This is a genomic window from Micropepsis pineolensis (genome assembly GCF_055392125.1).
In genome coordinates, this window is record NZ_AP042408.1 from 518,886 (window position 1) to 544,430 (window position 25,545).

Consider the following 25,545-nt stretch of genomic DNA (forward strand, 5'->3'; position numbering starts at 1 on the left):
GATGAGCAGCTTTCACGAAGTGCGTTTTCCGCTCGCCATTGCCTTTGCCTCGACCGGCGGGCCGGAGCGCAAGACCGAGATCGTCACGCTGGGGTCGGGCTATGAAGAACGTAACGCGGTCTGGGCCAACTCCCGACGGCGCTACAATGTTGGTTATGGCCTCAAAAGCCTCGACGATATTCACAGCCTGACGGCGTTTTTCGAGGCACGCTATGGCCGGCTTTATGGCTTTCGCTTCAAGGATTTTGCCGATTATAAATCCTGCGCTCCATTAGCCGCTATCACCGCAACCGATCAGGCCATTGCCACCGCCGATGGCAGTACAAAAAGCTTTCAGCTTGTAAAACACTACCGCTCGGGCAGTTATAGCTGGACCCGCAGCATCACCAAACCGGTGGCGGGCAGTGTGACGGTGGCACTTTCCGGTGTGGTGCAAAGCAGCGGGTGGAGCATCGATACCACAACCGGCACCTTTGCCTTTGATACCGCGCCCGCATCCGGGGCCACGGTCAGCGCCGGGTTCGAGTTCGATGTGCCAGCGCGCTTTGACAACGACAAACTCACCATCAATCTGGCCAGCTTCAACACCGGCGAAGTTCCCGATATTGCATTGGCGGAGATCCGGCTATGAAAACGCTGGATGCAGATTTACAGGCGCATCTTTCCGGTGGCGCCACCACATTGTGTTGGTGCTGGCTTATGACGCGGCTGGATGGCACCGTGCTGGGCTTTACCGATCATGATACCGATCTGTGCTGTGACGGCGTAATCTATGCTGCGGCCACCGGGCTCTCGGCGACGGACATTCAAAGCCAGAAGGATTATGCCGTCGATAATATGGAAATCGCCGGGGCTTTCTCGGCTGCGGCACTGACCGAAGCGGATTTAAGCGCCGGGCTGTATGATGGGGCGACGGTGGAAATCCTGCGCGTCAACTGGCAGACACCCAGCCAGTATGTGCTGATCCGTAAAGGCTGTCTGGGCGAGATAAAACGCGGCCACAGCGGATTTCAGGCGGAAATCCGCGGGCTGATGCAACAGCTTCATCAAACTGTTGGCCGTTCTTTTTGCTATCTGTGCGATGCCGATGTGGGGGACAGCCGCTGCGGAATTGATATTACGGCATCCGCCTATTGCGGCAGTGGTGCGATCAGCACGGTAACCGATAACCGGCGCTTTACCGTGACGGATTTAAGTGCCTTCAGCACGGGTTGGTTTACCGGCGGCAAGCTGAGCTGGACCAGCGGGGCCAATAAGGGCCTGTCGTGCGAGGTTAAGCGTCATAGCAAAAGCTCGGCCGCGGTCAGTATCGAGATCTGGCTGGCGGCATCTCAGGATGTTGCGGCAGGTGACAGCTTTACAGTGAGCGTGGGCTGCAACAAGAAATTTTCCACCTGCAAATCCAAATTCGCCAATGCCGCTAACCATCGCGGCTTTCCCTACATGATCGGCAATGATGCGGTGATCGCCTATGCCTATGGCGCCAGCGATCTGGATGGCGGGTCGCGCTATGGCAACTGATGCAGAAACACTGATTACCGCTGCGCGCGGCTGGATCGGCACGCCCTATGTTCATCAGGCATCACTGAAGGGTAAGGGCTGCGACTGTATCGGGCTGTTGCGCGGGGTGTGGCGCGAGGTCAAGGACTTAAGTGCCGACCCCGAAATTCTGCCGCCCTATTCGCCCGACTGGGCCGAAGCAAGTGGGGTCGAAACGCTTTATCTCGGCCTTAAATGCCATCTGACCGAAATCGCCTGCGATGAAGTGGCGGCGGGTTCGGTGGTGTTGTTTCGCATGATGCGTCTGGGACCGGCCAAACACTGCGCCTTTGTTGGGGTGCAAAATGGCGCGCTGACGCTGATCCATGCCCGCATGAACAAACAGGTCAATGAAGAGCCGTTTTCCACCAGCTGGCGCTACAAGCTGGCCTATGCGTTCGAGGTGCCGTGATGGCGCAGATGGTAATCGGCTCAATCGGCCAGTATGTCGGCAGCAATCTGGGGCTTGGTACCTTTGGCACCATGCTGGGCAGCGTTGCAGGCAGCCTCGCCGCCAGTTACCTGTTTCCCACCACAGTAAAAGGCTCCCGGCTGACGGACTTGCAGGTCACCGCCTCGACCGAAGGGGCGGCAATTGCGCGGGTTGACGGCACCCTGCGCCTGGCGGGGCAGGTGATCTGGGCCAGCCAGTTTGACGAAAGCAAGACCAGCTCCGGCGGTAAAGGCACCACCACCAAAACCACCAGCTATGTCTATAAAATCTCGTTCGCGGTCGGCTTATGTCAGGGTGTGGTCAAAACGCTGGGCCGCATCTGGGCTGATGGCAATCTGCTCGATACCTCCAACTACACCATCCGGTTTTATCAGGGCACCGAAAGTCAAACCGCCGACAGCGTCATCAGCGAAATTGAAGGGGCGGGTAACACGCCAGCCTATCGCGGGCTTTGTTATGTGGTGTTCGAGGATATGGATGTCACCGATTTCGGCGGTCGTATCCCACAATTACAGTTTGAAATCAGCCGCCCGATTACCGCCTATGCCAATGCCGATGCACTGGAAAATGTTATCACCGCGGTAAATCTTATCCCCGGCGCGGGCGAATTTGTCTATGCCACCACGCTGGTGGTGGCGGATGATGACGGCACCACCGATGTGCAGAACGGGGCCAATGCCTGCGCTTCAACCTATGCCGATGTGCTGGCCTCGCTCGATACGCTGGGGGATGTGGCACCGAATTTAAAATCGGTTTCGCTGGTGGTGGGCTGGTTTGGCAGCGATCTCAGGGCCGGGCAGTGCACCATCAAGCCCAAGGTCGAAAGTGCCGACAAAGATACCTATGGCGAATATACCGACGATGACGAGGTGAAACAGACAGATTACGTCTGGAAGGTGGACGGCATCAAACGATCCGGTGCGGTGGTGGTGTCCTATGTTGATGGCTATCCGGCCTATGGCGGCACGCCGTGCGATCAGTCGGTTACGCAAATCATCAAGGAATTAAAAACCCGCGGCTGGAAGGTGACGTTTTATCCCTTTTTGTTTATGGACATTGCTGCCGGTAACAGCCTGCCCAATCCCTACAGCGATCAGGCCGCTACGCTTGGCCAACCGGCCTATCCCTGGCGCGGGCGCATCACCTGCAGCCCGGCACCGGGCTATAGCGGCAGCGTTGATAAAACCACTGCCGTCACCAGCCAGATCGAAAGTTTCTTTACCGGGACCTGGGGCTATAATCGCATGGTGCAGCATTATGCCGATCTGTGCGTGGCTGCGGGCGGGGTCGACAGTTTTCTGATTGGCTCCGAACTGGTGGGGCTAACCAAGCTGCGCAGTGACAGCACGACCTATCCGGCGGTGGTTCAGCTTAAAAGTCTGGCCGCCACGGTGAAGGCGGCGGTCGGCACATCCTGCAAGGTGGGCTATGCCGCCGACTGGTCCGAATGGAATAATCATCAGACCGGCGATGCCAGCGGGGCGGTGCAGTTTCACCTCGATCCGTTATGGTCGGATTCCCATATCGATTTTATCGGCATTGATAATTATCTGCCGCTGGCCGACTGGCGCGATGGCACCAGCCATCTCGATTACGCAGCCGATGGGCCGACCAGCATTTATGATGCCGAGTATCTGCAGGGCAATATTTATGGCGGGGAATATTACGACTGGTACTACGCATCGGACAGCGATCGTGACAGCCAGACCCGCACCACCATCAGCGATGGCACCTATAATAAGCCCTGGGTGTGGCGGGCCAAGGATTTCCTGAACTGGTGGATGAACGCGCACTACAACCGGGTTGATGGCAGCGAAAGCGCCAGCGCCACGGACTGGGTGCCGCAATCCAAACCGATCCGCTTTACCGAACTGGGCTGCCCGGCGGTTGATAAGGGTGCCAATCAGCCCAACGTGTTTTATGATGCCAAATCGAGCGAGAGCGCGCTGCCCTATTATTCCAGTGGTGACCGCGATGATCTGGTGCAACGGGCCTTTCTCGAAGCCCACTATCTCTATTGGGCCGACAGCGCCAACAACCCGACCTCCAGCGTGTACAGTGGCCGTATGATCGCCACCGATTACACCGCCGCCTGGTGCTGGGATGCCCGCCCGTATCCCTATTTTCCGGGGCGCAGCGATCTGTGGTCGGATACTGATAATTACACCATCGGCGATTGGCTCAATGGCCGTCTGGGGGCGGTGCTGCTGGCCGATCTGGTCACCGAAATCTGTGCCGATGCTGGCTTCAGTGATATTGACGTCAGCGATTTGCGCGGTCTGGTCACCGGCTATGCCCGCAGCCAAAGCATGAGCGCGCGCGATGAATTGCAATCGCTGTCACAGGCGTTCTTTTTCGATGCGGTGGAATCTCAGGGCAAAATTAAATTTCTGATGCGAGGGCAGGCTTCGGCCACCACCCTGACCGAGGAGGATCTGGTGCTGGATACCAGCGCGGATGCCAGCTTTGGTTTTCGCCTGACCCGGACACAGGATATCGAGCTGCCGCTGGCCTATCATATCCGCTACATTGATGCGGCCAATGGCTATGAGCAGGGTTCCTATCGCGCCAAAAAGCTGGTCGGTAACGCCAACCGGATTGAGGAGGCTGAGATTGCTCTGGTGATGGACCGCACACAGGCGGGCACCATTGGCGACAAGCTGTTGCAGGAAGCCTGGGTCAGTCGGGAGTCCGCGCAATTTTCGCTGGCCCCCTCGCAACTGGCGCTTGACCCCTGTGACGAGGTGGTGCTGTGCGCCGCCGGGCAAAGCCACATCTTGCGGATCAGCGAAATCACCGATGGTACCAGCCGGGCGATCACCGCGATGGGGTGCGATCAGACGATCTATGACAATTGTACATCTGTCAGTGGCGATACGGCACAGGCTTCAACGACCAAAAACACCGGTCGCGGGATTGTGGTGTTTATGGATCTGCCGTGGCTCACCAGCAGTGATCTGGCCTATGCCCCGCATCTGGCCGCCTATGCCGATCCGTGGCCGAGCAGCATGCTGGTGTATCGCAGCGCTTCCGACACGGGCTACAGCCTCGACACCACACTGACCGAACCGGCAGATATCGGCGAAACACTGTATGATTTTTATAGCGGGCCGGTTAATCGCTGGGATCTGGCGGGCAGTCTGTATGTCAGGCTTTATAGCGGAACCCTGTCCTCTGCCGAGGAAATCACCGTACTGGGTGGTGCCAATGTCCTGGCCATTGCCAATGGCAGTGAATGGGAAATTCTGCAGTTTAAAACCGCTACCCTGATCGACACAAAAACCTGGAAACTCACCGGGCTGCTCAGGGGGTTGCGCGGCAGCGCCGCCAATATGGCATCGCCCCTGGCAGCGGGGGCACGGGTGGTGGTTTTAAGCAAAGACACGCTTTATCAGTCCGCTATCCCTGCGGCGCAATATTCCGCCACTTTCAACTATCTGTGGGGACCATCGGATAAATCCACCTCCAGCAGCGCCTATCAAAGCGCGTCACTAAGCTTTGCCGGGGTGGGCTTACGGCCCTTTGCGCCCTGCCACATTGACTATAGCTGGGATGACAGCGGCAATCTTACTTTCTACTGGATCCGATGTGATCGCAGCCCCACGGCGGACAGCTGGGATCAAAGTGAAATTCCACTAAGCGAGGATAGCGAATCCTATGCGCTCGAAATTCAAAACAGCACCGGCATCCTTATGCGCAGCGTCAGCGGGCTGACGGTGTCGTCCTATCTCTACACCCGCACGGCACAGGCCGAAGATTTCGGCACCGCGCTTGGACAGGGCACCACCCTTCAAATTTCGGTCTATCAGATTTCGACAAGCTTTGGCCGCGGCATCGGCAAAACCACAACCCTCTATCTGTGAGCCATGAACGAAAGCGAAATTCAGGAAACCAAGGTCCTTTGGGATACCTCGGCCGACATCATCTATGTCTGGGACAGCGCCAGTAAAGCGTGGAAAGCCTTCGCCACCGCCGCCAATCTGGTCGATGATGAGGCGCTGACCGCGGCACTGGCAAAAAAGCTTGATGTGGCGGGCGGCGCGGTAACTGGCAGCCTCACCGTCGGCAATATGCTGAACGTGTCGGGTGATGTCACCGCAGGTGGTAGCTTTGCCGTGCCGCAGATCGCGCTGAACAATCTGGCATTGACGGCCACGGATGGAAATCTGTATGCGGACGGTTCCAGGCTGTGGGGCGAGGGTAATGACGGTTCCGGCTCCGGTCTTGATGCCGATATGCTGGATGGCAAGGATAGCGGTTATTTTACCGATATTGTGTCCCGGCTTGGTTATACCCCGTTCAATGCGGCCGGCGGCACGATTGGCGGCAACACCGCCATATCCGGCACCTTGTCGGTCAGTGGTGCGGTCACCTTGTCGGGTGCGGTGTCGATGGCCGGTGGCGGGCGGCTGAAATCCCAAAGCTGGTTTTACTACAGTGGCACCTGGAGCAAGCCGGACGGCGTGCGCTATGCGCTGGTGTTTTGTCTTGGTGCGGGCGGCGGCGGTGGTGGCGGCGGCGGTGCGGCCAGCTGTGGGGCCTGTGGTGGTGGCGGCGGGGCCGGTGGCCTGTCGGTGAAATTCATCGATGTCAGCAGCATCGCATCGGTCAGCGTCACCATCGGCAGCGGTGGTAGTGGGGGCTTAAGTTCCGGTGCCAGTGGCGGCGCCGGTGGCGCATCGGCTTTCGGTGATTATTGTTCTGCCAGCGGTGGCTCCGGTGGTAGCGGTCAATCGGCGGGCAATTATGCCCAGTGTGTTTCGGGCGGGTATGGCGGCACCGGCTCCGGCGGGGATTTCAATTTCGCGGGCAGCAGTGGCGCGCCCGGAACCCGGCTCGATTATCAGAATGGTCATGGCGGCAATGGTGGCGCGGCGGCGTTATTTGGCGGTGGCGGCGCGGGCTATGTCGGCAATGCCGGCGGTCAAAGCGGCCTGGCTCGTGGTGATGGTGGCGGCGGCGCTGTGGTGGCGGGCAGCATGACGGGGCAAAGCGGCGGGGCCGGATCAAGTGGGCTGATCTGGGTCTGGGAATTTCAATAACCTTTATCGGGAGAACAGCATGGCGGATACCACACCGCGGCTGGGTTTGAGCGAGCTTGTCGCGGCCCAGGCGCAGAAGCATGTCACGGTCAATGAAAACCTCATCATGCTTGATGCGTTATGTGATTGCTATCTTACCAGTATGGCGCTTGCTACGCCGCCTTCCTCGCCCTCGGATGGGGATTGCTATCTGGTGCCAAGCGGGGCAACAGGGGACTGGGTTAGTTACGTTGGCAAAATCGCCTATTGCATCGACAGTGCCTGGCGGTATTTCACCGCCTTCAGGGGTATGCGCGCCTATAATGCGGCGGACGGAAAGTTTTATTTTTATACCGGTACAGCCTTTGCGGATGTCAACACGCTCAGTGGTTTTACGGAAGGCACATGGACCCCGGTGCTGACGGCGACCACCGCCCCAACCGGCGTGACCTATACGGCGCAGGGTGGCCGATACAGCAAGATCGGCAACACGGTTTTTCTGCAATATGGGCTGAAGCTGTCTTCGGTTGGCAGTGGTGGTGCGGGCACGGTTACAATCAGCGGGTTGCCGTTTACCGCGGCCAGTTATGATGGCTGGCTTAATCCGGCCAATGCATGCTGTCTGGAAAACCTTGCCACAAGTACAAATTCTGCACTGGTTCGGATGTGCGTGATGTCCGCCTCGACAAATATGGAAACACGCCTGATGGATGGTGGTGATACTGGTTTAAGCTACGACCAGATGACCAACAGCACCGCAATTGCGGGCGAGATTTTTTATACGGTCTGACGGGATGGCCACGCCTAAAATTGTGGGCTTGAGCGCAGCGGCAACGCTGGCGGCGGCGCTGATCGTCTCGTTTGAAGGGTTGGTGTTACGTGGCTATCGCGACCCCGCCGGTATTGCCACCAAATGCTTTGGCGATACCAGCAATGTGGTGGTGGGGCAGCGCTATAGCGAGGCCGAATGTCTGGCATCGTTAAAATATCAGCTCGCGGCGCATGGTGATGGGGTTTTGGCCTGCACCCCGACACTGGCTGGGCACCCCGTACAGCTCGCCGCCTCGGTGAGCTTCGCCTACAACATCGGCATTGGCGCTTTTTGTAAATCCACCGTGGCGCAGCGGTTTCGCCGTGGCGATTTTAAAGCAGCCTGCCGCGCCATCAATCAGGACGATCATGGTCACCCGCAATGGATCAGCGCCGGGGGCAAAATATTGCCCGGTCTGGTCAAACGTCGCGCGGCGGAACGCGCATTGTGTGAAAGGGATCTGTAACATGAGGGCAGTAATCAAACGAAAATGGATGGCGGTAAAAGCTGTGGTGGTGGCACATCTGGCTGATGACTGGCGCTATGTGCATCGCTTTTATTCGACATGGGCGGCATCGACCGGCCTAAGCCTGATTGCGGTGTGGCAAGCGATTCCCGACACCATGCGGGCCTGTCTGCCGCGTGGGTTTCTGACGGGCGTTGCCTGTACCACCTTAGTGTTGGTTCTGGTTGGCCGGATACTGCGTCAGGATTTTTCCGCGCGGGATGTTCCGCCCCGGGCGGTGCGGCCATGACAGGTTTCGTGCTGATCTTGTGGGGCAGCCTGAAAACCATCGGCGGTGTGTTCTGGCGCGGGATGAAAAATCCACCCGCTTGTTACGTTTGTGTTGGCTGCTTGTTTTTGCTGGCGCTGTGGGGCGCGCACACCATTGGTTTTCATGCCGGTATGACGGCGCAAAAACAGGCTGGGGGCGCGCGCCGTGCACAGATCGAAAAAAGCGCACGCACGGTGGCGGCGCGGGCCGAAGCCGCCAGTGTGGCCAATATCCGTCTGGTCTATCGTAATCAGGAGGTGGTCCGTTATGTTACACGTAAGGCCGCGGTGCTGCCCGATGGTGGCACAATCTGCATTTCTGCTGATCTGGCTGACCGGTTGCGCGAGCTCGAATGAGGCTGGCCTGTCCCTGCCCGAAGCGCCCGCGGGGCTGGTCGCCTGCGCTGAATATCCGGTGCCGGCATTGCCCGGTGTCAAAGGTTCCGCACTGACCAAAGCACAGGTGGCGGAAAGTCTGGCAGATCAGCGCAGTGCGGTTTTGATCAAGGATCGCTGTGCCAAAGCGTGGGGTGCCTATTACGCTGATTTGTATCGAGTTGTCGCAAGAATGCACAAAGGCCCGCACCAGGAATGATGCGGGCCTTTGCTTCAGGCCTTGCGGTGCTGGCGGGGGAAGGGGCAATAACGCGCCGCAGGGCATGAACTGTCTTTCAGTGTCACCATCTTTAACGGGGGACATCTGAACGAAGTCTGGCTAGGATGTTCATAATGGGTTCATTTTGGGTTGGTTATAAAACCGGATGCGCGCGGGCATAAAATATTTCCTGCTGCTGTCGGCAGCCTTATTGGTCGCGTCTCCGGTGGCTGGTAAAGGCGCGGCGCGCTCTTTGGACCGGCTGCTGCCGGAAATCCGCCGACATACCCCCGGCACGTTTTACGATGCGGATGGTCCGTACCCCGGTCCCAACCAGCAGTCGTTTTACCGTATCAAATGGATGACGCCAGACGGGCGTATCATCTGGCTGCAGGTTGATGCCCGTAACGGCCATGTGCTGGGTCTTGCCCCGCGACAAAGCACGGGCCCGGGACAAAATTCCGGACCGGTCCGGGGTGATGAACGCCGTGATGAGCGCTATGAATACCCCCCGGTACGGTCAGCCCCGCCGGATATGGAAGATGGCCCCCCACCGGGGCCTGGTCCGCGGGGCGAGCGCTCGGCCCCACGCGGGGATCGTTTCGGTGGCCGGGAGCATTTTAGTGGGCGCGGTGGTCCGCAGCGCGGAGAGTGATATATGCGCATTTTATTGGTGGAAGACGATCAGGATTTGCAGCGGCTGCTGAAGAAGGCGCTGGGCGATAACGGCTATGTCGTCGATAGCGCCTCCGATGGCGAGGAAGGGCATTTCCTCGGCGATACCGAACCCTATGATGTTGTGGTGCTCGATCTCGGCTTGCCGAAAATGGACGGTATTCGGGTTTTGCAGAAATGGCGTAAGGCGGGCCGGTCCATGCCGGTGCTGATTCTGACCGCCCGCGACAGCTGGAGCGAGAAGGTCGCCGGTTTCGATGCCGGGGCCGACGATTATCTGGCCAAACCGTTTTACACCGAGGAATTGCTGGCCCGTCTCCGGGCACTGGTGCGCCGTGCCGCCGGTCTTGCCTCGCCCGAGATCGAGATCGGCCCATTGCGTATCGATACGCGATCAGCGCGGGTCACCATTGCGGGCAATCCGGTGCGCCTGACCAGTCAGGAATATCGCCTGCTCGCCTATCTGGCCCATCACAAGGGGCGCGTGGTCTCGCGCACCGAACTGGTGGAACATCTTTACGATCAGGATTTTGATCGCGACTCCAATACGATCGAGGTTTTCGTCGGTCGCTTGCGTAAAAAACTGGATACCGACCTCATTCAAACGGTGCGTGGACTTGGCTATTGTCTCGACGATCCGTCATCTGCGCCAACGTCTGGAGCATAGGCTGACGGGCCGGGATGCTCCCCTGGGGGCAGAACCGGAACCGGCCAGGCCAAAGCGCAGATTTCATTCGCTGGCCACCCGTCTGGTGGTGGCCGCGGCGGTGTGGCTTGCCCTTGGCATGGCGGTGGGCGGTTATGTGCTGTCTCACGCGTTTTCCTCGGCGGTGGCGGACAATTTCGACACCGCCTTGCAGGTCGATCTTGATGGTCTGATCGCGGCGGCCGAACCCGATGGTACGGGGGCTGTCGCGTTGCAGGACCGCTTTCTCAATCGCCGTTTTTCGCGGGTCTATTCCGGGCTTTACTGGCAGATTGTGCCGGATCGCGGCAGGCAGCTGCAGGTGTCCCGCTCGCTGTTCGACACGGTGCTACGCATCGACAAAACCCACAACAAAGAGGGTTTGATCTGGGGCAGTGCCGCCGGGCCGGACGATCAGCATGTGCGCGTGCTTGGCCGCCATTTGTCGTTTCCGGTCGAAGGCCATGGCGTGCAGTCTTTCACCTTTTACGTTGCGGGCGATCTTTCGCGCGTCGATGATGAAATCGCCGATTTCAACACCATGCTGATGCGGGCCTTTGCTTTGTTTGGTCTTGGGTTGCTGCTCGCCATTTTGGTGCAGGTGCGGATCGGTCTGCAGCCGCTGCGTCGGGTCAGCGGGGCCCTGGCGCGTATCCGCGATGGTTCGGCCAGCCGTCTGGAAGGCGATTTTCCGGCGGAAATTGCGCCCCTGGCCGGTGAGCTCAACATTCTGATCGAACATTCGGCCGAAGTGGTGGGGCGCTCGCGCAGCAATGTCGCCAATCTGGCGCATTTTTTCAAAACACCGTTGAGCGTGCTGGCCAGTGAAGCCGATGCCGCTCCCGGTCCGCTGGCCGAGGCGGTCAAACGTCAGGTCGAGGTTATGCGCCGTCAGGTCGATCATTATCTGACCCGGGCGCGCACTGCTGGCGCGCTCAATGTGCTGGGTAATCGCACTTTGGTTGCGGATGTGGTTGATGCGCTGGCGCGGGCCTTAAGCCGGATTCATGCTGACCGCCACATCGATATCGGCTGGGATTGTCCGCCCGGGCTGACCTTCCGTGGTGAACGGCAGGATCTGGAGGAAATGACCGGCAATCTGATGGATAATGCCTGCAAATGGGCCCGTACTCAGGTTCGGGTTCATATCGTTCTCGACGGGCCAAATTTTACGCTGATGGTTGAAGATGACGGACCGGGGCTGGCCCCGGCGGATCGTCAGCGGGTTCTGGCCCGTGGTGAAAGGCTGGATGAAACCGTGCCCGGTTCGGGATTAGGCTTATCGATCGTGCGCGATATCGCTAAACTCTATAATGGTAGCCTCAGCTTTGACGAGAGTGCCTGGCATGGTTTGGCCGCGCGGTTAACATTACCGGCCGCCGCAAAATAAAAGGTGCTTCCTGTCGCGGAAAAATCCGCTAAATTTTAGCAGTATTCAGTTTATTCTCCTGCTTTACGGCTTTTACGGAATCTCGATGCTGTCCGAACAGAAATTGCTGGCGTTACGGTCCTTCCTGGGTGTGCTGCCCGGGCAGTCGGCCCTGCGCCTTGCCCGGATGGTCGAGATTGACCGCTTGAGCGACGGCAACCTGCCGCACGAAATCATTCTGGATTATTTACGTCCTGCCCTGCGCCAGCATGATGAACATGATCGCGTGCCATCGCCGATCCGGTCTTTCTGTCTGCCGTTTGAAGATCTTCTTTTCAGCACGCCACGTCTGGTTAAGCGCCGGGGCTGTATTGCGCGGGCGGTGATCCAGCCGACATGGCACTGGCTGGAACGCCGTCTGATGCCACAGGCGTTGCGTGAATTTGTCACTGCTTTTAAGGCCTCTGCCGCCAACGAAGACCGTCTGGGGTGCGAGGCGCTGACTGCCGATTTCTGGCGGCTGGCCGGTCAGACGCTGGCCGACGCTTTGGACGGGGCCGAATCCGCGCAGGCGCCGTTTGCCGATGCCGGGCTGGTGGCCGATGCCCGCGAGATTGCCACTCTCCTGATGGGTGGCTCGATCGTGCAGGATGTTAAGACATTGTTTCCGAAGCATTCTCCGGTCCCGGGCGACGAGAAAATGCAGGCCTTCAAGGCGATCCATAACCGGGCGCTCGATACCATGCCCGATCTGGTGCCCTATCTGCCGGTGGTGGTGATGGGGCGGCTCGAGAAGCCGTGGCAGGTGATGCGTCTGGTTAGCTATGTCTCGCTCAAGCGCAAGGATACCGTTATCTCGGCCACCGATATCGGGCTGGCGGGCGAGATTTTGTTCGGGCGGATGGAAGACGCGCTGTCCGTCATTCAGGGCATGCAGCCGCAGAATTTTGAACCTGACCGCATGATCGACAATCTGACCGAATTTACCCTGCTGTCGGGGGCGATCACCAAAGAGGTCGATATTCTGCGTGATGGTGCCTGGGGCAAACGGCTTTTATCCAACCGTTCAACCATCAGTGCCATTATGGAAGGTTATATGGAGCGGGCTTCGCGGGAAATTGCGGCGGCCATTCCGCTCAAAAGCAGCTCGGTCGGGGCCAGAACATTGGTGCCGCATCTGGCTAAGATGGTTGACGATAAAGTCGTCGCTCAGGCTTGCCGCTACGCCAAACTCCTGTCGGGTTGCCGGTATCTGGCCGCACCCGCCTCGTTTATCGTCAAATATGAGGAAGCCAGCAACTCGACCATCGATATGCTGTGTTTCTACAACGACGCCATGTTGAACGAGTTGCGCGAACCCGAATGGGCCGACCGCGCCCAGGTCGAACGCCAGTTTTCCGTCGCGATGGAGCTGTCGCGCCTGCTGCTGGGGGCGGATGAGGCCTCGCTGTTGCACCGCCGTGGCACCATCGCGCGCGAGGCGGCCCGGGGCTGAAACCTTCTTTTAAAAAGGCAGGCTTTTAAAAAGGCAGGCTCGACCCCGACGCCGGAACATGGCAAATCTGCCCGGTGAAATTTTTAAAAGAGGCGCGCCGCTGTGGCAGCGCGAAAACGGATGCCCCCGAAACAGAACCCCATCAAACTCAACCCGTTGCAGTTGCGCACCCTGACCCTGTTGCAGGCTCTGGCCGCCATCCCCGAGGCTGCCGAGCCGCATGACAATGGCGAGATCAGCGTGGTGAGCTTTCCCGATCTGCATGGCGACCATTTCCATCTTGGTGATGCGGTGGTGGCGGCAAAAGATGCCTCCGGGCTTAACAACGAAGCGGTGTGGAATGCCCTGACCCGCAAAGAGCTGGCCCGCGCCGAGTGGCCGCTGCGTATCACACTGACCGTGGCCGGGCTTCAGTATGATACCGGTCTGAAAGATCAGATCCTGCACACCCATCATCACCACTGAGGTGGTCCATTTGCCGATGACGCCGCGTCGCCGCCGTTCGCTGATCTTTTTACTGGTTCTGCTGATCGCGCTGGTGGCGGCGGGCGGGCTGGTGGCGGTCGCCTTACAAAAATCGGTGACCTACTATTACGGCCCGGCCGAGGTCGTCGCGCATAAGGTGGCCCCCGGAACAACGTTCCGTCTGGGCGGGCTGGTCGAACCCGGCAGTCTGGTCCGGTCCGCCGATGTGCTTCGCTTCCGCGTTACCGACGGGGTGGTCAGCGTTGCCGTGCTTTATCGTGGTCTGCCACCGGCCTTGTTTGCCGAGGGCAAAGGGGTGGTCGCCACCGGCCATCTTGATGAAACCGGCCTTATGGTTGCCGATCAGTTGCTCGCCAAGCATGACGAACGCTACACCCCCCCCGAAGTGGTCGAGACGCTGAAAAAATCCGGTCGCTGGCAGCACGGGCAAATCGACGCTCCCGCCGGACCGGGGGGACAAAAAACACCGGCGGAGCCCGGGCAGTAACGCGGATTTAAACCAAAACGCCGACCCTTGGCCTTTAAGCGGCGCACCGCCGCGTCCGCCTGGCCACAGGGTTGTTTGCTGATGGAACTGTTTCTGCCCATTGCCGAAATGTCTGTGCATTGGCTGGCGATACTGGGCATGGGTTTTGCCATCGGCTTTCTGTCGGGCATGTTCGGCATCGGCGGCGGTTTTCTGCTCACCCCGGCATTGATGTTCTATGGCATTCCGCCCGCGGTGGCGGTGGCGACCGGAACCTGTCCGCTGACGGCGGTTTCGGTTTCCGGCGTGCTGACCAACGCCAAACGCAATGCGGTCGATTATCAGCTGGGCGCTGTGCTGGTGGCGGGTGGGGCGGTGGGCTCGCTGCTCGGCGTGCAGCTGTTTGGCTGGCTGCAGCGGCTGGGCCAGATCGAGACCGTCATCGCGCTGAGCTATGTTCTGTTGCTGGGGGCGGTGGGCGGCCTGATGCTCAATGAATCGGCGCGGACGTTGCGCCATCGTAACGCCGATAAGGCGGCCCCGCCGCTGCCCGGACTCCATGCCTGGATTCTGCGGCTGCCCTTCAAGCGCCAGTTCACCGAATCTCATCTCTATATCAGCGTGCTGCCACCGGCCGTGCTCGGGCTGGCGGTGGGGGTGCTGTCTGCGGTGCTGGGGGTGGGCGGTGGATTTTTGCTGGTCCCGGCGATGATCTATTTTCTGAAAGTGCCGACCAATATCGCCATCGGCACCTCGATGTTTCAGCTTCTGTTCGTTTCGGCGATGGCGACGATCTTTCAGGCCGCTACCAATTACAGTGTCGATATTGTGCTGGCGCTGATCCTCATTCTGGGTGGGGTGGCGGGGGTGCAATATGGCGTGCAGAGCGGGGCCAGGCTGCGCGGGGTGCAGTTGCGCTTTCTGCTCGCCCTGCTGATTTTGGCGGTAGCGGCCAAACTGGCATTTGATTTGTTTGTCACCCCGCAGGACCTCTATTCGCTGCAGGTGCGGCCATGAGGCGGCTGATCCTCGCCTTGTGTGCGGGGCTCCTCGCCCCGGCGGGGGCCAGCGAGATTGCCGCGGGCCTGTCGCAGGATGCGGTGGAAATCACCTCGACCTATTCCGGTACCGATCTGGTGGTGTTTGGTGCGGTGACACAGGCGCTCAGCCGGTCTGGCTGGCCCGGTGACCGCGCAGCAAACGCTGCGGGGGATATCGTCGTGGTGGTGCGTGGGCCGATGGGCGACATCACGGTGCGGCGTAAGGCAAGGCTTGCCGGAATCTGGCTTAATCAGGATAGCGCCCGTCTGGTCGGTATGCCGGAATATTACTATGTGGCGGGAACCCGCGATCTGCCCCAGATCGTGCCGGCGCTCGAGCGACAGCTTTATGATCTGGGTCTTAATCAGCAATACCCCACCGCAGTGCGGTCCGACGAGCCGGTCGAGCCCTTTCGTCAGGCGCTGCTGCGCCAGATGTTAGCCCGCAAGCTTTATGGCGAAGATGGTCATGGCGTTGAACGGCTGGGTGCAGGACTATTTCGCGTGCATGTGCCGCTGCCTGCCGCCGCGCCGCATGGCCGTTATGATGTCGAGGTTTATCTGTTCCGCCAGGGGCAGATGATCGGGCATCAGTCGACGCCGCTTTATGTCGATCAGACCGGTTTCGACCGCCGCATGTTCCGCCTGGCCCACCGTCTGCCGATTGCCTATGGCGTCTGTGCCGTGGCGATGGCGGGGTTACTCGGCTGGCTCGGCAGTCTGTTGTTCCGACGCCGCTACTAAACCATTCGCACCGGCAGTCCGGCGTCGGCCAGCACCTTTTTGGCATCGGCAATGGTGGCCTCGCCGAAATGGAAAATCGATGCGGCCAGCACGGCATTGGCCCCGCCATCGCGAATGCCTTCGACCAGATGGTGCAGATTGCCCACCCCGCCCGAGGCAATCACCGGCACCGAAACATGGCTGGCAATGGCTTTGGTCAGCGGCAGATCATAGCCGATGCGGGTGCCATCACGATCCATCGAGGTCAGCAGAATTTCGCCCGCGCCATAGTCTACCAGCTTGATGGCATGTTCGATGGCATCGATCCCGGTGGCGTTGCGGCCGCCATGGGTGAAAACCTCGAATTTGCCGGGGGCGACCTGCTTGGCGTCAATCGCCGCGACAATGCACTGGCTGCCGAATTTCTCGGCCCCTTCGCGCACGATCTCCGGGCGGCGCACCGCTTCGGTATTGATCGAAACCTTGTCGGCCCCGGCCAGAAGAAGCGCGCGGATATCGTCCACCGTGCGCACGCCACCGCCCACCGTCAGAGGCATGAAGCAGACATCGGCGGTGCGGCGCACCACATCCAGAATGATGCCGCGCTGCTCGTTCGAGGCGGTGATGTCGAGGAAGCATAATTCATCGGCGCCCATCGCGTCATAGAGCATGGCTTGTTCAACCGGGTCACCGGCATCGCGAAGACCGACGAAGTTGACGCCTTTGACGACGCGGCCGCCTTTGACATCCAGGCAGGGAATGACGCGAACCTTCAACATGGCGTTCTCCTTACAAATCGTCTGATGCGCCAGCGCGCGTTTTATCGCTGTGTTCTGGCCATGATCGCCAGTTGTAGCAGGCTTTGTCCACAGACGGCTTCCGCGGGTACCGCGGTGGTTTTACACAGCCGCTCGGTTTCAAACAGCTGCTCCAGAGCATCCATCAACAGGCTGCTGTTCCAGCGCTGCAACTGGCTGCGAAACGATGCGGCGCGTGAAAAATGCAGCGGCGGGCGCAGTTTGCGAATGGCACTGTCGAAGGTTTCGCCGCCTGCCACTTCGGCCTTGACCTGCAGCAGGCGCTGAAAATGGCCCAAAGCCTGACGCACCACGGCAATCGGGGAAATATCCGCCGACCATAACCGCTCCAGCGCCAGATCAAGCCGGGGCTGGTCGCCACTGGCTGACGCATCAACGGCTTCTTCGATGCGGATTTCGGCTTCGTCGCCGATGGCGGCCCGAATATCGGCCAGGGTGACCTGACTTTGGCCCTGCACATACAGGATCAGCTTTTCCAGCTCACGCCGGGTGGTGCCGCGGTCGGCCCCCAGACGCAAGCCCGCTTCGGTCAGCGCGTCCGGATCAATGCTAAGATTCTCGGCGCGTAACGCGTCGCGGATCACCTCGGCCAGATCGCGCGCATTATCGGCATAGCAGGGCAGGGCGGCGGCGTTCTTGGCGTCCTCGAACAGTTTGCGCATCGGCGCGGATTTGGCCAGATCGCCAGCTTCCACCACCACCAGCGCATCGCCGCGCGGATCTGCCAGAAACGATTCGAACAGTTTGGTCAGGCCGGCACCGCCACGCACCCGCACCACACGCCGCCCACCCATCATCGACAGGGCCGCGGCTTCGTCGAACAGGCGGGCCGGATCGGCCGACAGTGTGGCTTCATCCAGATCGGCGACGCGGAACGGATCGGTTAAGTCTGGTACGACGGTTTTGAGCAGGCTTTCGACGCGCTCATGCACCAGCCCGGCATCGGGGCCGAAAACCAACGCCGCGATCATTCCCTTGGGAGGGTTTTTCGCGATGCGACCGGCTTCGGACGTGCTGAGCTTCATTTCTTTTTCGCGAAGAAGGCGGCCAGCCCGATGCGGATGCGGTCGGCAATATCATCGGTCGCCTGCTTGTCGGCATCCTGTTGCGAGATCAGCGTGGCATAGGGGGACGTCAGCACGTTGTAGGACGCCAGCCCGATTTCGGTGCCTCTGGTCAGCATCGCACCGCTTTTGATGTCAGTCAGCTCGTACTGGACGGTGATCAAATCGTTATAGCGGGTGGTAACGGTCTGGGTCTGACTGCCAACCTGCTGGCTTTGCACGCCGATGGCTTCGCTTTTCTGATCCAGCGTCAGGCTCAGCCGATAATGGGCCTGAGAGGCATCGGCGGTGCCGTCGATAACGTTGATCGTCTGGTCGCGCAGCTCGTAGCCCAGACGGCCACCCACCGGTTCGACATAAACCGCTTGCAGCTCGGCCTGCATCTGCCCCCGCGCCTGACCCGGCACGGCATAAAGCGGATGGAATCCGCATCCGGCGAGCGGCAGGATCAGTAGGGCGGCGAGGGCGAGGGCTGGCTTCATGGGACGATGTTCACGATCCGGTTCGGCACCACGATAACACGGCGCGGGGCCTTTCCGCCAAGGGCACGTTCCACAGTTTCAAGGGCCAGCGCCATTTTTTCGGCATCTTCCTTGGGGGCGTCCTTAGGCAGCGCAATCGTGCCACGCAGTTTGCCCGCCACCTGTACTGCAATGGTCACCGTATCGTCGGTGGTCAGGCTGGTATCGGCCTTGGGCCAGGCGGCGGTGGAGATCAGATCGCTATGACCCAGGCTCTGCCAGCAGCTTTCGGCCAGATGGGGCATCATCGGGCTGATCAGCAGGGACAGGGTTTCCAGCGCCTCGCGCCGGGCCGCGCCCGAGGCTTTCGTGCCCAGGGCGTTCACGAAGGTGTAAATCTGGGCCACGGCGCGGTTAAAGCGCAGGGCGGCCAGTTCTTCGGAGACGGCGGCAATGGTTTTATGGGTCGCTTTGCGTAATTCAAGGTCGGCCGGATCGGTGCCGGGGGGGGTGCCCAGCGGGGCGAGACCTTCGGCTTCCGAAACCAGACGCCAGACCTTCTGGACAAAACGCCAGCAGCCTTCGGCGCCTTCCTCGGTCCATTCGACATCGCGTTCCGGCGGGGAATCCGACAGCATGAACCAGCGGATGGTATCAGCACCATAAATGTCGATGATGGTCTCGGGTGCGACCACGTTTTTCTTGGATTTCGACATTTTTTCCGACGGGCCGACGGTAACCGGCGTGTCGGTGCCTTTGATAACGGTCTTGCCGCCCTTTTTCTCGACATCGGTGGGGGCCAGCCAGCCACCATCGGGGTCTTTATAGGTTTCGTGGCAGACCATGCCCTGGGTGAACAGGCCGGCAAACGGCTCGTCGATATGGACATAGCCCGCGCTCTGCATCGCCCGCACAAAGAAGCGCGAATAGAGCAAATGCAAAATGGCGTGCTCGATGCCGCCGATATACTGATCGACCGGCAGCCAGTATTTCGCGGCTTCTGCGTTCACCGGATCGGCACAATGCGGGTCGGTAAAGCGCACAAAATACCAGGATGAATCGACAAAGGTGTCGAGCGTATCGGTCTCGCGCACAGCATCCGCGCCGCAGCACGGGCATTTGACATGTTTCCAGGTCGGATGGGCGGCCAGCGGGTTGCCCTTGACGTTGAAGTCGAGATCGGCGGGCGGCTGCACCGGCAGATCGCTGACCGGCACCTGCACCACGCCGCAGGACGGGCAATGGATCATCGGGATCGGGCAGCCCCAGGCGCGCTGGCGGGAAATCAGCCAGTCGCGCAGGCGGTAATTGACCGTACGGCTGCCACGGCCATCGGCTTCCAGACGCCGGGCAACCTCGGCCTTGGCGTCTTCCACGGTCAGGCCGTCAAGAAATTCGGAATTGGCCAACTTGCCGGGGCCGGCATAGGCCTCGGTCAGCGGGAAATTCTTCGGATCGGCCCCTTCGGGGATCACCACCGGGGTGATCGGCAGCTGATATTTGGTGGCAAAGTCAAAGTCGCGCTGGTCATGCGCCGGGCAGCCAAAGATGGCGCCGGTGCCATAACCCATCAGCACGAAATTGGCGACCATGACCGGCAGGGTCTTGGTCTTGTCGAACGGATGCACCGCCTTCAGGCCGGTGTCATAACCCAGCTTCTCGGCCTTTTCGATTTCGGCTTCGGCGGTGCCGGTACGGCGGCACTCAGCGGCGAAGGCCTCCAGTTTGGTATCTTTTTTCGCCAGCTCGAGCGCCAGCGGATGGTCGGGCGAGATCGCCACGAACGACGCACCAAAGAAGGTATCCGGCCGGGTGGTGAAAATTTCCAGCGTTTCGCCGTTGGTCAGGTCAAAGGTGACCTTCATGCCTTCCGAGCGGCCGATCCAGTTTTTCTGCATCAGGCGGACTTTGTCGGGCCAGCGATCGAGCTTTTCGAGCGCGGTGAGCAGCTCCTCCGAGAATGCGGTGATCTTGAAGAACCACTGCGACAGCTTCTTGCGTTCGACCAGTGCACCCGAGCGCCAGCCGCGGCCGTCGATCACCTGTTCATTGGCCAGCACGGTCTGATCGACCGGGTCCCAGTTCACATCGGCTTCGCGGCGATAGGCCAGGCCCTTCTTGAACAGCTCGACGAACATGCGCTGCTGATGGCGGAAATAATTCGGCTCGCAGGTGGCAACCTCACGGTCCCAGTCGAGCGACAGGCCGATGGACTTGAGCTGGCCGCGCATGGTGGCGATGTTGGCGTGGGTCCAGGCCCCCGGCGCGACCTGCTTGTCGCGGGCGGCGTTTTCTGCCGGCAGACCGAACGCGTCCCAGCCCATCGGGTGCAGCACGTTGAAGCCCTGCGCGCGCTTGAAGCGGGCCAGGCAGTCACCCAAAGTGTAGTTACGGACATGGCCGATGTGAATGTTGCCCGACGGGTAGGGGAACATCTCCAGCACATAATATTTGGGCCGCGTCGGGTCGGTCGCGGTCTTGAAGACCTGCTTCTCGTCCCAGGCAGCCTGCCAGTTCTGTTCCGTTTCCTTGGGGTTATAACGCGCCATGTTGCTGAACCTTCAGAATCAAAAAGCGAGGGTGGTGTTTTGCGGCATTTATGCGCGCATTTCCACCCTCGCCGTAAAAAGGCAAGTGTCTTATGGGCCACCGTCTGGCTCTCTGGATCTAGCCCTGACCGGAGGTTTAGTGTCCGGTCAGAGAAAGTCATGAAGAATCAGGTGGTTGGTGGGCGGGTGCCGCTTAGTTCTTCGGCGGCACGGTCGCCAGACGCAACTCGCGGGCCCGCGTCAGAATGGCGTCGGTCAGCTTGTTCGCGGTATCGGCGGCCACGGTGGCGTCGACCCAAGTGCCGTTTTGGCGGGTCTGACGGAACACGGCCACTTTAAGACCATCGGCGCGCAGTTTGCGGTCCAGAATATAGACCGTAACCTTCATGCGCTCATCCTGCGCCTGAGGTGCCGCATACCAGTCGGTGATGATGACGCCGCCAAACGGGTCGGCCGACTGTAGCGGCATGAACGACAGGGTATCCAGGCTTGCATGCCACAGATAGGAATTCACACCCAGGGTGCGCTGACCATCTTCACTGGCAATGGCGGTGGTGCCGCCTTCGGTTTCCTGCATGAGTTCGACCTGAGAGGGGCCGCACGCCGCCAGGAGCAGGCAGCACGCCAAAACGGGTAACATTCGCATCGGGCAATTTATCCCTTCACAATAGGGGGGCTGACTTTTTAATAGTTCGCGTACCCCAAGAAACCTAGGCAGGAAATTTACGCGCTTCATGGCTTATAATGGTCCGGGCCGGTCGGCGCAACGCATCTTGCGCGTCTAAAACGGCGGAACAACCGTGCTGCGCGGTTTCATGATAAAGGTTTAAGTCTTTATCCGGCGATATTCTGCGTATGAAATTGGCCAAAGACTTAGGTGAGCCCGTGACCAAAGCTTCTGATGTCGAAAAAATTTATGCCGGTGCGACACTGATTGTCGCGCTTGTGTTCAGCCCCTCTTTGGCGGCGCCAGTATTGCCGGAAATTTCTTCCTATCAAACAGAAGCGGGTGGTCTTGCCTTGACCCTTGGCGGGACGGCGCAAGGAACATTATCCAGCGCTTTTCAGCCCGATGGCCATGGCCTGAGCCAAACCCAGCCCGCGGCTTCGGCGACGCTGCTGGCCGATCTTGAACGCGACACCGATGGCGGCATGATCTTATCGCTCAAAACCGCCTTCGAACTGTATCACGACCGCCTGGACAGCGATAATTACGGCGGCGATCTGGTGCAGAAGGTCTATGGCCAGGTTCAGACCGGGCTGGGTAGTCTTGAGGTCGGCATGAATGACGGCGTCGCCTATACTCTGGCGGTAACCGGGCCGACGGTGGATACCGAAGCCGATCTTGATAACCCCAACGCCACGTTTTTCCGTAACCCCGATGGCGGGGCGGTGAACAGGCTGTTTTCGCTGAACAGCGCGGTGGAATCCTCGCTCAACTATGCCAAGTTTTCCTATTTGACGCCGAAACTGTTCGGGGTGCAGATCGGTGTTTCCTACACCCCGTCGGCGGCCAAATATGTCCTGCCCTTCGCCGATACGGCCCCGCGGCAGACGGGACGGCAGGAAAATTTCTGGGAAACCGCTGTTCGGTATGACGATGATTTCGGCCCCTTCACGGTGTCGCTGTCGGGTGGGGCGGCCTTTGCCCATGCCGACAGCAAAACCAAGACCGTCGGCCATGAAGGGCTGACCGACTGGTCCCTTGGTGGCCAGATTGCCTATCCGCTGGATGATGCCACCACGCTGTCGCTGGGTGGGGCCTACCGGCGCAGCAACAGCTATGCCTTTGATATTCAAAATGTTTTGTCTGCGGGTGACACCCGCTCGGCTCATCTGTCGGGTAAGCTGGAACGCGGGGCGTGGTCGTTTGGCGTCGAATATGGCAACGGCGCTGCTGATGGCGGGGGGGATGCGTCGACCTTGGGCCTGAAGGGGTATGAGACGGCGCTGGGCTATCGCTTCAACAATAACTGGCTGGCCAGTGTGGGCTGGCAGCAGCTGGATTACAGCCGTCAAAGTGGCGTGTTTTATAATGGCGCGGGCAAGATGGAGCTTGATGCGCTGTTCCTGCACCTGCACTTTGATACTGCCGGGGCGACAAACTAACGCGTTAATCCCTTATGGGATCAGGCCGCCGATGGCGGCCAGCCCGGCAAAGCCGCTCAAAAGCGAGGCTTTTTCACCCGTGACACCGCCTAAGGCATAGACCGGGCCGGGGATCTGGCGCGCCATCAGTCGGGCGCGCACGGCGCCAAGGTGCGGGCCATACGGGTGGCTGGCGGTGGGAAACACCGGCGACAGAAAAACCGCCCGCGCCCCCAGCGTCAGCGCGCGGCAGGCCGCCCCCAGCGAGTGGGCCGAAGCCGTCACCGGCAGTGCCGTGGTCGCCCGCCAGTGGGCCAGCTGGTAAAAGTGTTTTTCGGGGACATGCAACGCCAGCCCCAGGCGGCGGGCCATGGCCGGGTCATCGGCCACGATAACGGCGATATCAAGCTTAGTGGCCAGGCCTTTGGCGGCCCGGGCCAGTTCACAGCGATGCTTCGGTTTGCGTGCCCGGACCAGAATCGAGGAACCCGCCGGCAGCGCCCGCATTGCCGCAAGCGGGTTGGGCATGCGTTCTTCGTCGCTGAACAGCACCAGTGGCGGCAACGGATGGCGCCGGTCCTGACGGATGCTTTGCGCCACTCTTGCCAAACGGCGTCTTTGCAAGCTATCGCTCGTCTTATGAATCCCGCAGTTGAAAATCGCGATACTGTTTTGGCGCGAATTGCTACGGCCCGCAAGCGGGCCGTTAAGCCTGCCGCCGCCACCACATTAATCGCCGTCAGTAAGTTTCACCCCGTCGAGGCGATCCGCCCTCTGCTGCAAGCCGGTCAGCGCCATTTTGGCGAAAACCGGGTTCAGGAAGCGCTGAGCAAATGGCCCGCGCTGAAGGCCGAATATCCCGACATCGTGCTGCATCTGATCGGCCCGCTGCAGAGCAATAAGGTGCCGGAAGCTATTGGGCTGTTCGACGCGATCCACAGCCTTGACCGGCCCAAGCTGCTGGCCGCGCTGGTGGCAGAATTTGCCAAAACCGAGCGCCGCCCCAGTCTGTTCGTGCAGGTCAACACCGGGGCCGAGCCGCAAAAGGCTGGTATTCTGCCTGCCGATGCTTCGGCTTTCATCTCTGGGGCAAAGGCTGCCTTTGGCGATCAGCTCAAGGGGCTGATGTGTATTCCGCCGGTCAATGAAGCCCCGGCCCCGCATTTTGCTTTTTTGCAAAAACTGGCAGCCGATAATGGGCTGGCCGATCTCAGCATGGGCATGAGCAGCGATTACGAGACCGCCATCGCCTTCGGGGCCAGTTATGTCCGGGTGGGCAGCGCCATTTTCGGCCCGCGCGACTATGACAAGCCACCAGTCTAGGGGCCTGCCCCTAGAGTTTTGGCAGCAAATGGCCGGTTTTCTGCGCTTTAACGCGTAAGTAATCGATATTGTGCGGATTGCTGGCAAAGGCGTGGGGGACGCGTTCGATCACCTTCATTCCGGCCTTGGTCAGGCCTTCCACCTTGGCCGGATTGTTGGTCAGCAGGCGAATCTGCTGAAAGCCCAGAAGGGCGAGCATACGGGCAGCGACCAGATACTGGCGTTCGTCCACTTTAAAGCCGAGCCGTTCATTGGCCTCCACGGTGTCAAAACCCTGATCCTGCAGATGATAGGCCCGCAACTTGTTCAAAAGGCCGATGCCACGGCCTTCCTGCGCCAGATAAAGCAGCACGCCGCTGCCTTCCTGATTGAGCCGGGCGATGGCACCGCGCAGCTGCTGGCCGCAATCACATTTTAGCGAGCCGAGCAGGTCGCCGGTGAAGCATTCCGAATGCAGCCGGGTCAGCACCGGGGCGGTAGACGAGGGGTGGCCGACAATGATGGCGAAATGGTCCGGTCCGCCATCCCCGGCGCGGAAAGCCACCATTTCAGCGATTTCGGCCCCTTCTAACGGAACCGCCGCCCGCACCGTCAGCTTCAGGTCTGCCGCCGCCTCGGTTTCGTAGGCGAAAATCTCGGCAGGACTTAATTTGACCGCTCGTGTCTTGCTTTTGAACAACAACGCCGCGGGCAACAGCCCGGCCAGCTTGGTCAGCTGTACCGCCGCGGCAAAGGCCGGGGGTAGCTTCTGACGCAGTGGCGAAAACGGGCCTTTCAGCGGATTGTCGAGGTCGTGGGTCGGATCGCTTAAGGCGTTCAGCGTGGCGGGATCGAGTTTGTCCGCGGCCAGTGCCACCACTTCGGGTGTATAAAGTGGTATGTGCAGCGTTCTGGCCCGGGCATGGGGCAGCACCAGCTTCGCGCCTTTTATCCGGGATCGCCTTGATTCACTTAAACTCTCTACCGCAAGCAGTGTCCATTCGCCGACGCCTGGGCTGCGCCCGGACAAACGTACCGGTTGACCCATTTTAAGTGCGTCGACGGCGTGCGCCACGCGTACTAAGCTGGCGTCGGTGTTTGGGTTGTCGACGGACTGGCGCGCGGGTGG

26 protein-coding genes are annotated in these 25,545 nt (G+C 60.0%); 19 read left to right on the top strand and 7 right to left on the bottom strand.

Going from position 1 to position 25,545, the window contains the following annotated elements; translation table 11 throughout:
• Position 1: 1 nt before the first annotated feature.
• The 17 genes from ACZ5RI_RS02455 (at position 2) to ACZ5RI_RS02535 (ending at position 16,155) form a co-directional block, all read left to right on the top strand.
• Positions 2–631, top strand: coding sequence for a phage distal tail protein, Rcc01695 family (locus tag ACZ5RI_RS02455; protein WP_464514522.1), 630 nt, complete (start codon positions 2–4; stop codon positions 629–631).
• Positions 628–1,521, top strand: a complete 894-nt coding sequence (locus tag ACZ5RI_RS02460) for a DUF2163 domain-containing protein (protein ID WP_464514523.1) — start codon at positions 628–630, stop codon at positions 1,519–1,521. The genes ACZ5RI_RS02455 and ACZ5RI_RS02460 overlap by 4 nt, the downstream gene beginning before the upstream one ends.
• On the top strand, positions 1,511–1,951 hold the full coding sequence (locus tag ACZ5RI_RS02465) for a C40 family peptidase (RefSeq protein ID WP_464514524.1): 441 nt from the start codon (positions 1,511–1,513) through the stop codon (positions 1,949–1,951). Before ACZ5RI_RS02460 ends, ACZ5RI_RS02465 begins: the two co-directional genes overlap by 11 nt.
• Positions 1,951–5,856, top strand: a complete 3,906-nt coding sequence (locus tag ACZ5RI_RS02470; RefSeq protein ID WP_464514525.1) for a baseplate multidomain protein megatron — start codon at positions 1,951–1,953, stop codon at positions 5,854–5,856. Before ACZ5RI_RS02465 ends, ACZ5RI_RS02470 begins: the two co-directional genes overlap by 1 nt.
• A 3-nt stretch (positions 5,857–5,859) precedes the next feature.
• Entirely contained in the window at positions 5,860–7,035 is a 1,176-nt protein-coding gene (locus ACZ5RI_RS02475; protein ID WP_464514526.1) for a glycine-rich domain-containing protein, read from the top strand.
• A gap of 19 nt (positions 7,036–7,054) precedes the next feature.
• Positions 7,055–7,804, top strand: a complete 750-nt coding sequence (locus ACZ5RI_RS02480; RefSeq protein WP_464514527.1) for a DUF2793 domain-containing protein — start codon at positions 7,055–7,057, stop codon at positions 7,802–7,804.
• Positions 7,805–7,808: 4 nt separating this feature from the next.
• Complete coding sequence (locus tag ACZ5RI_RS02485; protein WP_464514528.1) at positions 7,809–8,291, top strand: lysozyme; 483 nt, start codon at positions 7,809–7,811, stop codon at positions 8,289–8,291.
• A 1-nt stretch (position 8,292) separates the two neighbouring features.
• Entirely contained in the window at positions 8,293–8,580 is a 288-nt protein-coding gene (locus ACZ5RI_RS02490; RefSeq protein WP_464514529.1) for a DUF7940 domain-containing protein, read from the top strand.
• Positions 8,577–8,957 carry a hypothetical protein gene (locus ACZ5RI_RS02495; RefSeq protein ID WP_464514530.1) on the top strand — a complete coding sequence of 127 codons (381 nt, stop codon included), beginning with the start codon at positions 8,577–8,579 and terminating at the stop codon, positions 8,955–8,957. The genes ACZ5RI_RS02490 and ACZ5RI_RS02495 overlap by 4 nt, the downstream gene beginning before the upstream one ends.
• A gap of 404 nt (positions 8,958–9,361) precedes the next feature.
• The gene (locus tag ACZ5RI_RS02500) at positions 9,362–9,850 is read left to right on the top strand and encodes a PepSY domain-containing protein (protein ID WP_464514531.1); all 489 of its coding nucleotides are present in this window, start codon (positions 9,362–9,364) and stop codon (positions 9,848–9,850) included.
• A gap of 3 nt (positions 9,851–9,853) precedes the next feature.
• A complete protein-coding gene (locus ACZ5RI_RS02505) occupies positions 9,854–10,537 on the top strand; it encodes a response regulator transcription factor (RefSeq protein ID WP_464514532.1) in 684 nt (227 codons plus the stop codon).
• Positions 10,488–11,945 (top strand): ATP-binding protein, encoded by a 1,458-nt coding sequence (locus ACZ5RI_RS02510; protein ID WP_464514533.1) that lies wholly within the window; start codon positions 10,488–10,490, stop codon positions 11,943–11,945. Before ACZ5RI_RS02505 ends, ACZ5RI_RS02510 begins: the two co-directional genes overlap by 50 nt.
• An 85-nt stretch (positions 11,946–12,030) precedes the next feature.
• Positions 12,031–13,419: a hypothetical protein gene (locus ACZ5RI_RS02515; RefSeq protein ID WP_464514534.1), complete on the top strand. Its 1,389-nt coding sequence runs from the start codon at positions 12,031–12,033 to the stop codon at positions 13,417–13,419.
• Positions 13,420–13,539: 120 nt separating this feature from the next.
• Entirely contained in the window at positions 13,540–13,884 is a 345-nt protein-coding gene (locus tag ACZ5RI_RS02520) for a hypothetical protein (RefSeq protein WP_464514535.1), read from the top strand.
• A 16-nt stretch (positions 13,885–13,900) separates the two neighbouring features.
• Positions 13,901–14,392, top strand: coding sequence for a cytochrome c maturation protein CcmE (gene ccmE, locus ACZ5RI_RS02525; RefSeq protein ID WP_464514536.1), 492 nt, complete (start codon positions 13,901–13,903; stop codon positions 14,390–14,392).
• An 81-nt stretch (positions 14,393–14,473) separates the two neighbouring features.
• Positions 14,474–15,388 carry a sulfite exporter TauE/SafE family protein gene (locus ACZ5RI_RS02530; RefSeq protein ID WP_464514537.1) on the top strand — a complete coding sequence of 305 codons (915 nt, stop codon included), beginning with the start codon at positions 14,474–14,476 and terminating at the stop codon, positions 15,386–15,388.
• Entirely contained in the window at positions 15,385–16,155 is a 771-nt protein-coding gene (locus ACZ5RI_RS02535) for a TIGR02186 family protein (protein ID WP_464514538.1), read from the top strand. Before ACZ5RI_RS02530 ends, ACZ5RI_RS02535 begins: the two co-directional genes overlap by 4 nt.
• Here ACZ5RI_RS02535 and hisF read toward each other — a convergent pair.
• From hisF to ACZ5RI_RS02560, 5 genes are all read right to left on the bottom strand, one after another.
• Positions 16,152–16,913 (bottom strand): imidazole glycerol phosphate synthase subunit HisF, encoded by a 762-nt coding sequence (hisF, locus tag ACZ5RI_RS02540; RefSeq protein WP_464514539.1) that lies wholly within the window; start codon positions 16,911–16,913, stop codon positions 16,152–16,154. The two genes, ACZ5RI_RS02535 and hisF, sit on opposite strands and share 4 nt — an antisense overlap.
• Positions 16,914–16,954: 41 nt before the next feature.
• Positions 16,955–17,977, bottom strand: coding sequence for a DNA polymerase III subunit delta (gene holA / locus ACZ5RI_RS02545; RefSeq protein ID WP_464514540.1), 1,023 nt, complete (start codon positions 17,975–17,977; stop codon positions 16,955–16,957).
• On the bottom strand, positions 17,974–18,498 hold the full coding sequence (locus ACZ5RI_RS02550; RefSeq protein ID WP_464514541.1) for a hypothetical protein: 525 nt from the start codon (positions 18,496–18,498) through the stop codon (positions 17,974–17,976). The genes holA and ACZ5RI_RS02550 overlap by 4 nt, the downstream gene beginning before the upstream one ends.
• The gene (gene leuS / locus ACZ5RI_RS02555) at positions 18,495–21,026 is read right to left on the bottom strand and encodes a leucine--tRNA ligase (RefSeq protein WP_464514542.1); all 2,532 of its coding nucleotides are present in this window, start codon (positions 21,024–21,026) and stop codon (positions 18,495–18,497) included. Before leuS ends, ACZ5RI_RS02550 begins: the two co-directional genes overlap by 4 nt.
• A gap of 193 nt (positions 21,027–21,219) precedes the next feature.
• Positions 21,220–21,672: a DUF3576 domain-containing protein gene (locus ACZ5RI_RS02560; RefSeq protein WP_464514543.1), complete on the bottom strand. Its 453-nt coding sequence runs from the start codon at positions 21,670–21,672 to the stop codon at positions 21,220–21,222.
• Positions 21,673–21,911: 239 nt separating this feature from the next.
• Between ACZ5RI_RS02560 and ACZ5RI_RS02565 the strand changes: the two genes are divergently transcribed.
• Positions 21,912–23,135, top strand: coding sequence for a porin family protein (locus tag ACZ5RI_RS02565; RefSeq protein ID WP_464514544.1), 1,224 nt, complete (start codon positions 21,912–21,914; stop codon positions 23,133–23,135).
• 12 nt (positions 23,136–23,147) lie between these two features.
• Here ACZ5RI_RS02565 and ACZ5RI_RS02570 read toward each other — a convergent pair whose 3' ends face one another.
• Positions 23,148–23,714, bottom strand: coding sequence for a thiamine phosphate synthase (locus ACZ5RI_RS02570; protein WP_464515535.1), 567 nt, complete (start codon positions 23,712–23,714; stop codon positions 23,148–23,150).
• A gap of 39 nt (positions 23,715–23,753) precedes the next feature.
• Between ACZ5RI_RS02570 and ACZ5RI_RS02575 the strand changes: the two genes are divergently transcribed.
• Complete coding sequence (locus tag ACZ5RI_RS02575; protein ID WP_464514545.1) at positions 23,754–24,437, top strand: YggS family pyridoxal phosphate-dependent enzyme; 684 nt, start codon at positions 23,754–23,756, stop codon at positions 24,435–24,437.
• Between the two features lie 10 nt (positions 24,438–24,447).
• Here the strand turns inward: ACZ5RI_RS02575 and ribA are convergent, their stop codons facing one another.
• Positions 24,448–25,464: a GTP cyclohydrolase II gene (gene ribA, locus ACZ5RI_RS02580; RefSeq protein WP_464514546.1), complete on the bottom strand. Its 1,017-nt coding sequence runs from the start codon at positions 25,462–25,464 to the stop codon at positions 24,448–24,450.
• Between the last annotated feature and the right edge of the window lie 81 nt (positions 25,465–25,545).

What these genes read in the sequence shown, in the direction of transcription:
- ACZ5RI_RS02455 (WP_464514522.1), top strand. Translation starts at nt 2, where the DNA reads ATGAGCAGCTTTCACGAAGTGCGTTTTCCGCTCGCCATTGCCTTTGCC.
- ACZ5RI_RS02460 (WP_464514523.1), top strand. Translation starts at nt 628, where the DNA reads ATGAAAACGCTGGATGCAGATTTACAGGCGCATCTTTCCGGTGGCGCC.
- ACZ5RI_RS02465 (WP_464514524.1), top strand. Translation starts at nt 1,511, where the DNA reads ATGGCAACTGATGCAGAAACACTGATTACCGCTGCGCGCGGCTGGATC.
- ACZ5RI_RS02470 (WP_464514525.1), top strand. Translation starts at nt 1,951, where the DNA reads ATGGCGCAGATGGTAATCGGCTCAATCGGCCAGTATGTCGGCAGCAAT.
- ACZ5RI_RS02475 (WP_464514526.1), top strand. Translation starts at nt 5,860, where the DNA reads ATGAACGAAAGCGAAATTCAGGAAACCAAGGTCCTTTGGGATACCTCG.
- ACZ5RI_RS02480 (WP_464514527.1), top strand. Translation starts at nt 7,055, where the DNA reads ATGGCGGATACCACACCGCGGCTGGGTTTGAGCGAGCTTGTCGCGGCC.
- ACZ5RI_RS02485 (WP_464514528.1), top strand. Translation starts at nt 7,809, where the DNA reads ATGGCCACGCCTAAAATTGTGGGCTTGAGCGCAGCGGCAACGCTGGCG.
- ACZ5RI_RS02490 (WP_464514529.1), top strand. Translation starts at nt 8,293, where the DNA reads ATGAGGGCAGTAATCAAACGAAAATGGATGGCGGTAAAAGCTGTGGTG.
- ACZ5RI_RS02495 (WP_464514530.1), top strand. Translation starts at nt 8,577, where the DNA reads ATGACAGGTTTCGTGCTGATCTTGTGGGGCAGCCTGAAAACCATCGGC.
- ACZ5RI_RS02500 (WP_464514531.1), top strand. Translation starts at nt 9,362, where the DNA reads ATGCGCGCGGGCATAAAATATTTCCTGCTGCTGTCGGCAGCCTTATTG.
- ACZ5RI_RS02505 (WP_464514532.1), top strand. Translation starts at nt 9,854, where the DNA reads ATGCGCATTTTATTGGTGGAAGACGATCAGGATTTGCAGCGGCTGCTG.
- ACZ5RI_RS02515 (WP_464514534.1), top strand. Translation starts at nt 12,031, where the DNA reads ATGCTGTCCGAACAGAAATTGCTGGCGTTACGGTCCTTCCTGGGTGTG.
- ACZ5RI_RS02520 (WP_464514535.1), top strand. Translation starts at nt 13,540, where the DNA reads ATGCCCCCGAAACAGAACCCCATCAAACTCAACCCGTTGCAGTTGCGC.
- ccmE (WP_464514536.1), top strand. Translation starts at nt 13,901, where the DNA reads ATGACGCCGCGTCGCCGCCGTTCGCTGATCTTTTTACTGGTTCTGCTG.
- ACZ5RI_RS02530 (WP_464514537.1), top strand. Translation starts at nt 14,474, where the DNA reads ATGGAACTGTTTCTGCCCATTGCCGAAATGTCTGTGCATTGGCTGGCG.
- ACZ5RI_RS02535 (WP_464514538.1), top strand. Translation starts at nt 15,385, where the DNA reads ATGAGGCGGCTGATCCTCGCCTTGTGTGCGGGGCTCCTCGCCCCGGCG.
- hisF (WP_464514539.1), bottom strand. Translation starts at nt 16,913, where the DNA reads ATGTTGAAGGTTCGCGTCATTCCCTGCCTGGATGTCAAAGGCGGCCGC.
- holA (WP_464514540.1), bottom strand. Translation starts at nt 17,977, where the DNA reads ATGAAGCTCAGCACGTCCGAAGCCGGTCGCATCGCGAAAAACCCTCCC.
- ACZ5RI_RS02550 (WP_464514541.1), bottom strand. Translation starts at nt 18,498, where the DNA reads ATGAAGCCAGCCCTCGCCCTCGCCGCCCTACTGATCCTGCCGCTCGCC.
- leuS (WP_464514542.1), bottom strand. Translation starts at nt 21,026, where the DNA reads ATGGCGCGTTATAACCCCAAGGAAACGGAACAGAACTGGCAGGCTGCC.
- ACZ5RI_RS02560 (WP_464514543.1), bottom strand. Translation starts at nt 21,672, where the DNA reads ATGCGAATGTTACCCGTTTTGGCGTGCTGCCTGCTCCTGGCGGCGTGC.
- ACZ5RI_RS02575 (WP_464514545.1), top strand. Translation starts at nt 23,754, where the DNA reads ATGAATCCCGCAGTTGAAAATCGCGATACTGTTTTGGCGCGAATTGCT.
- ribA (WP_464514546.1), bottom strand. Translation starts at nt 25,464, where the DNA reads ATGGGTCAACCGGTACGTTTGTCCGGGCGCAGCCCAGGCGTCGGCGAA.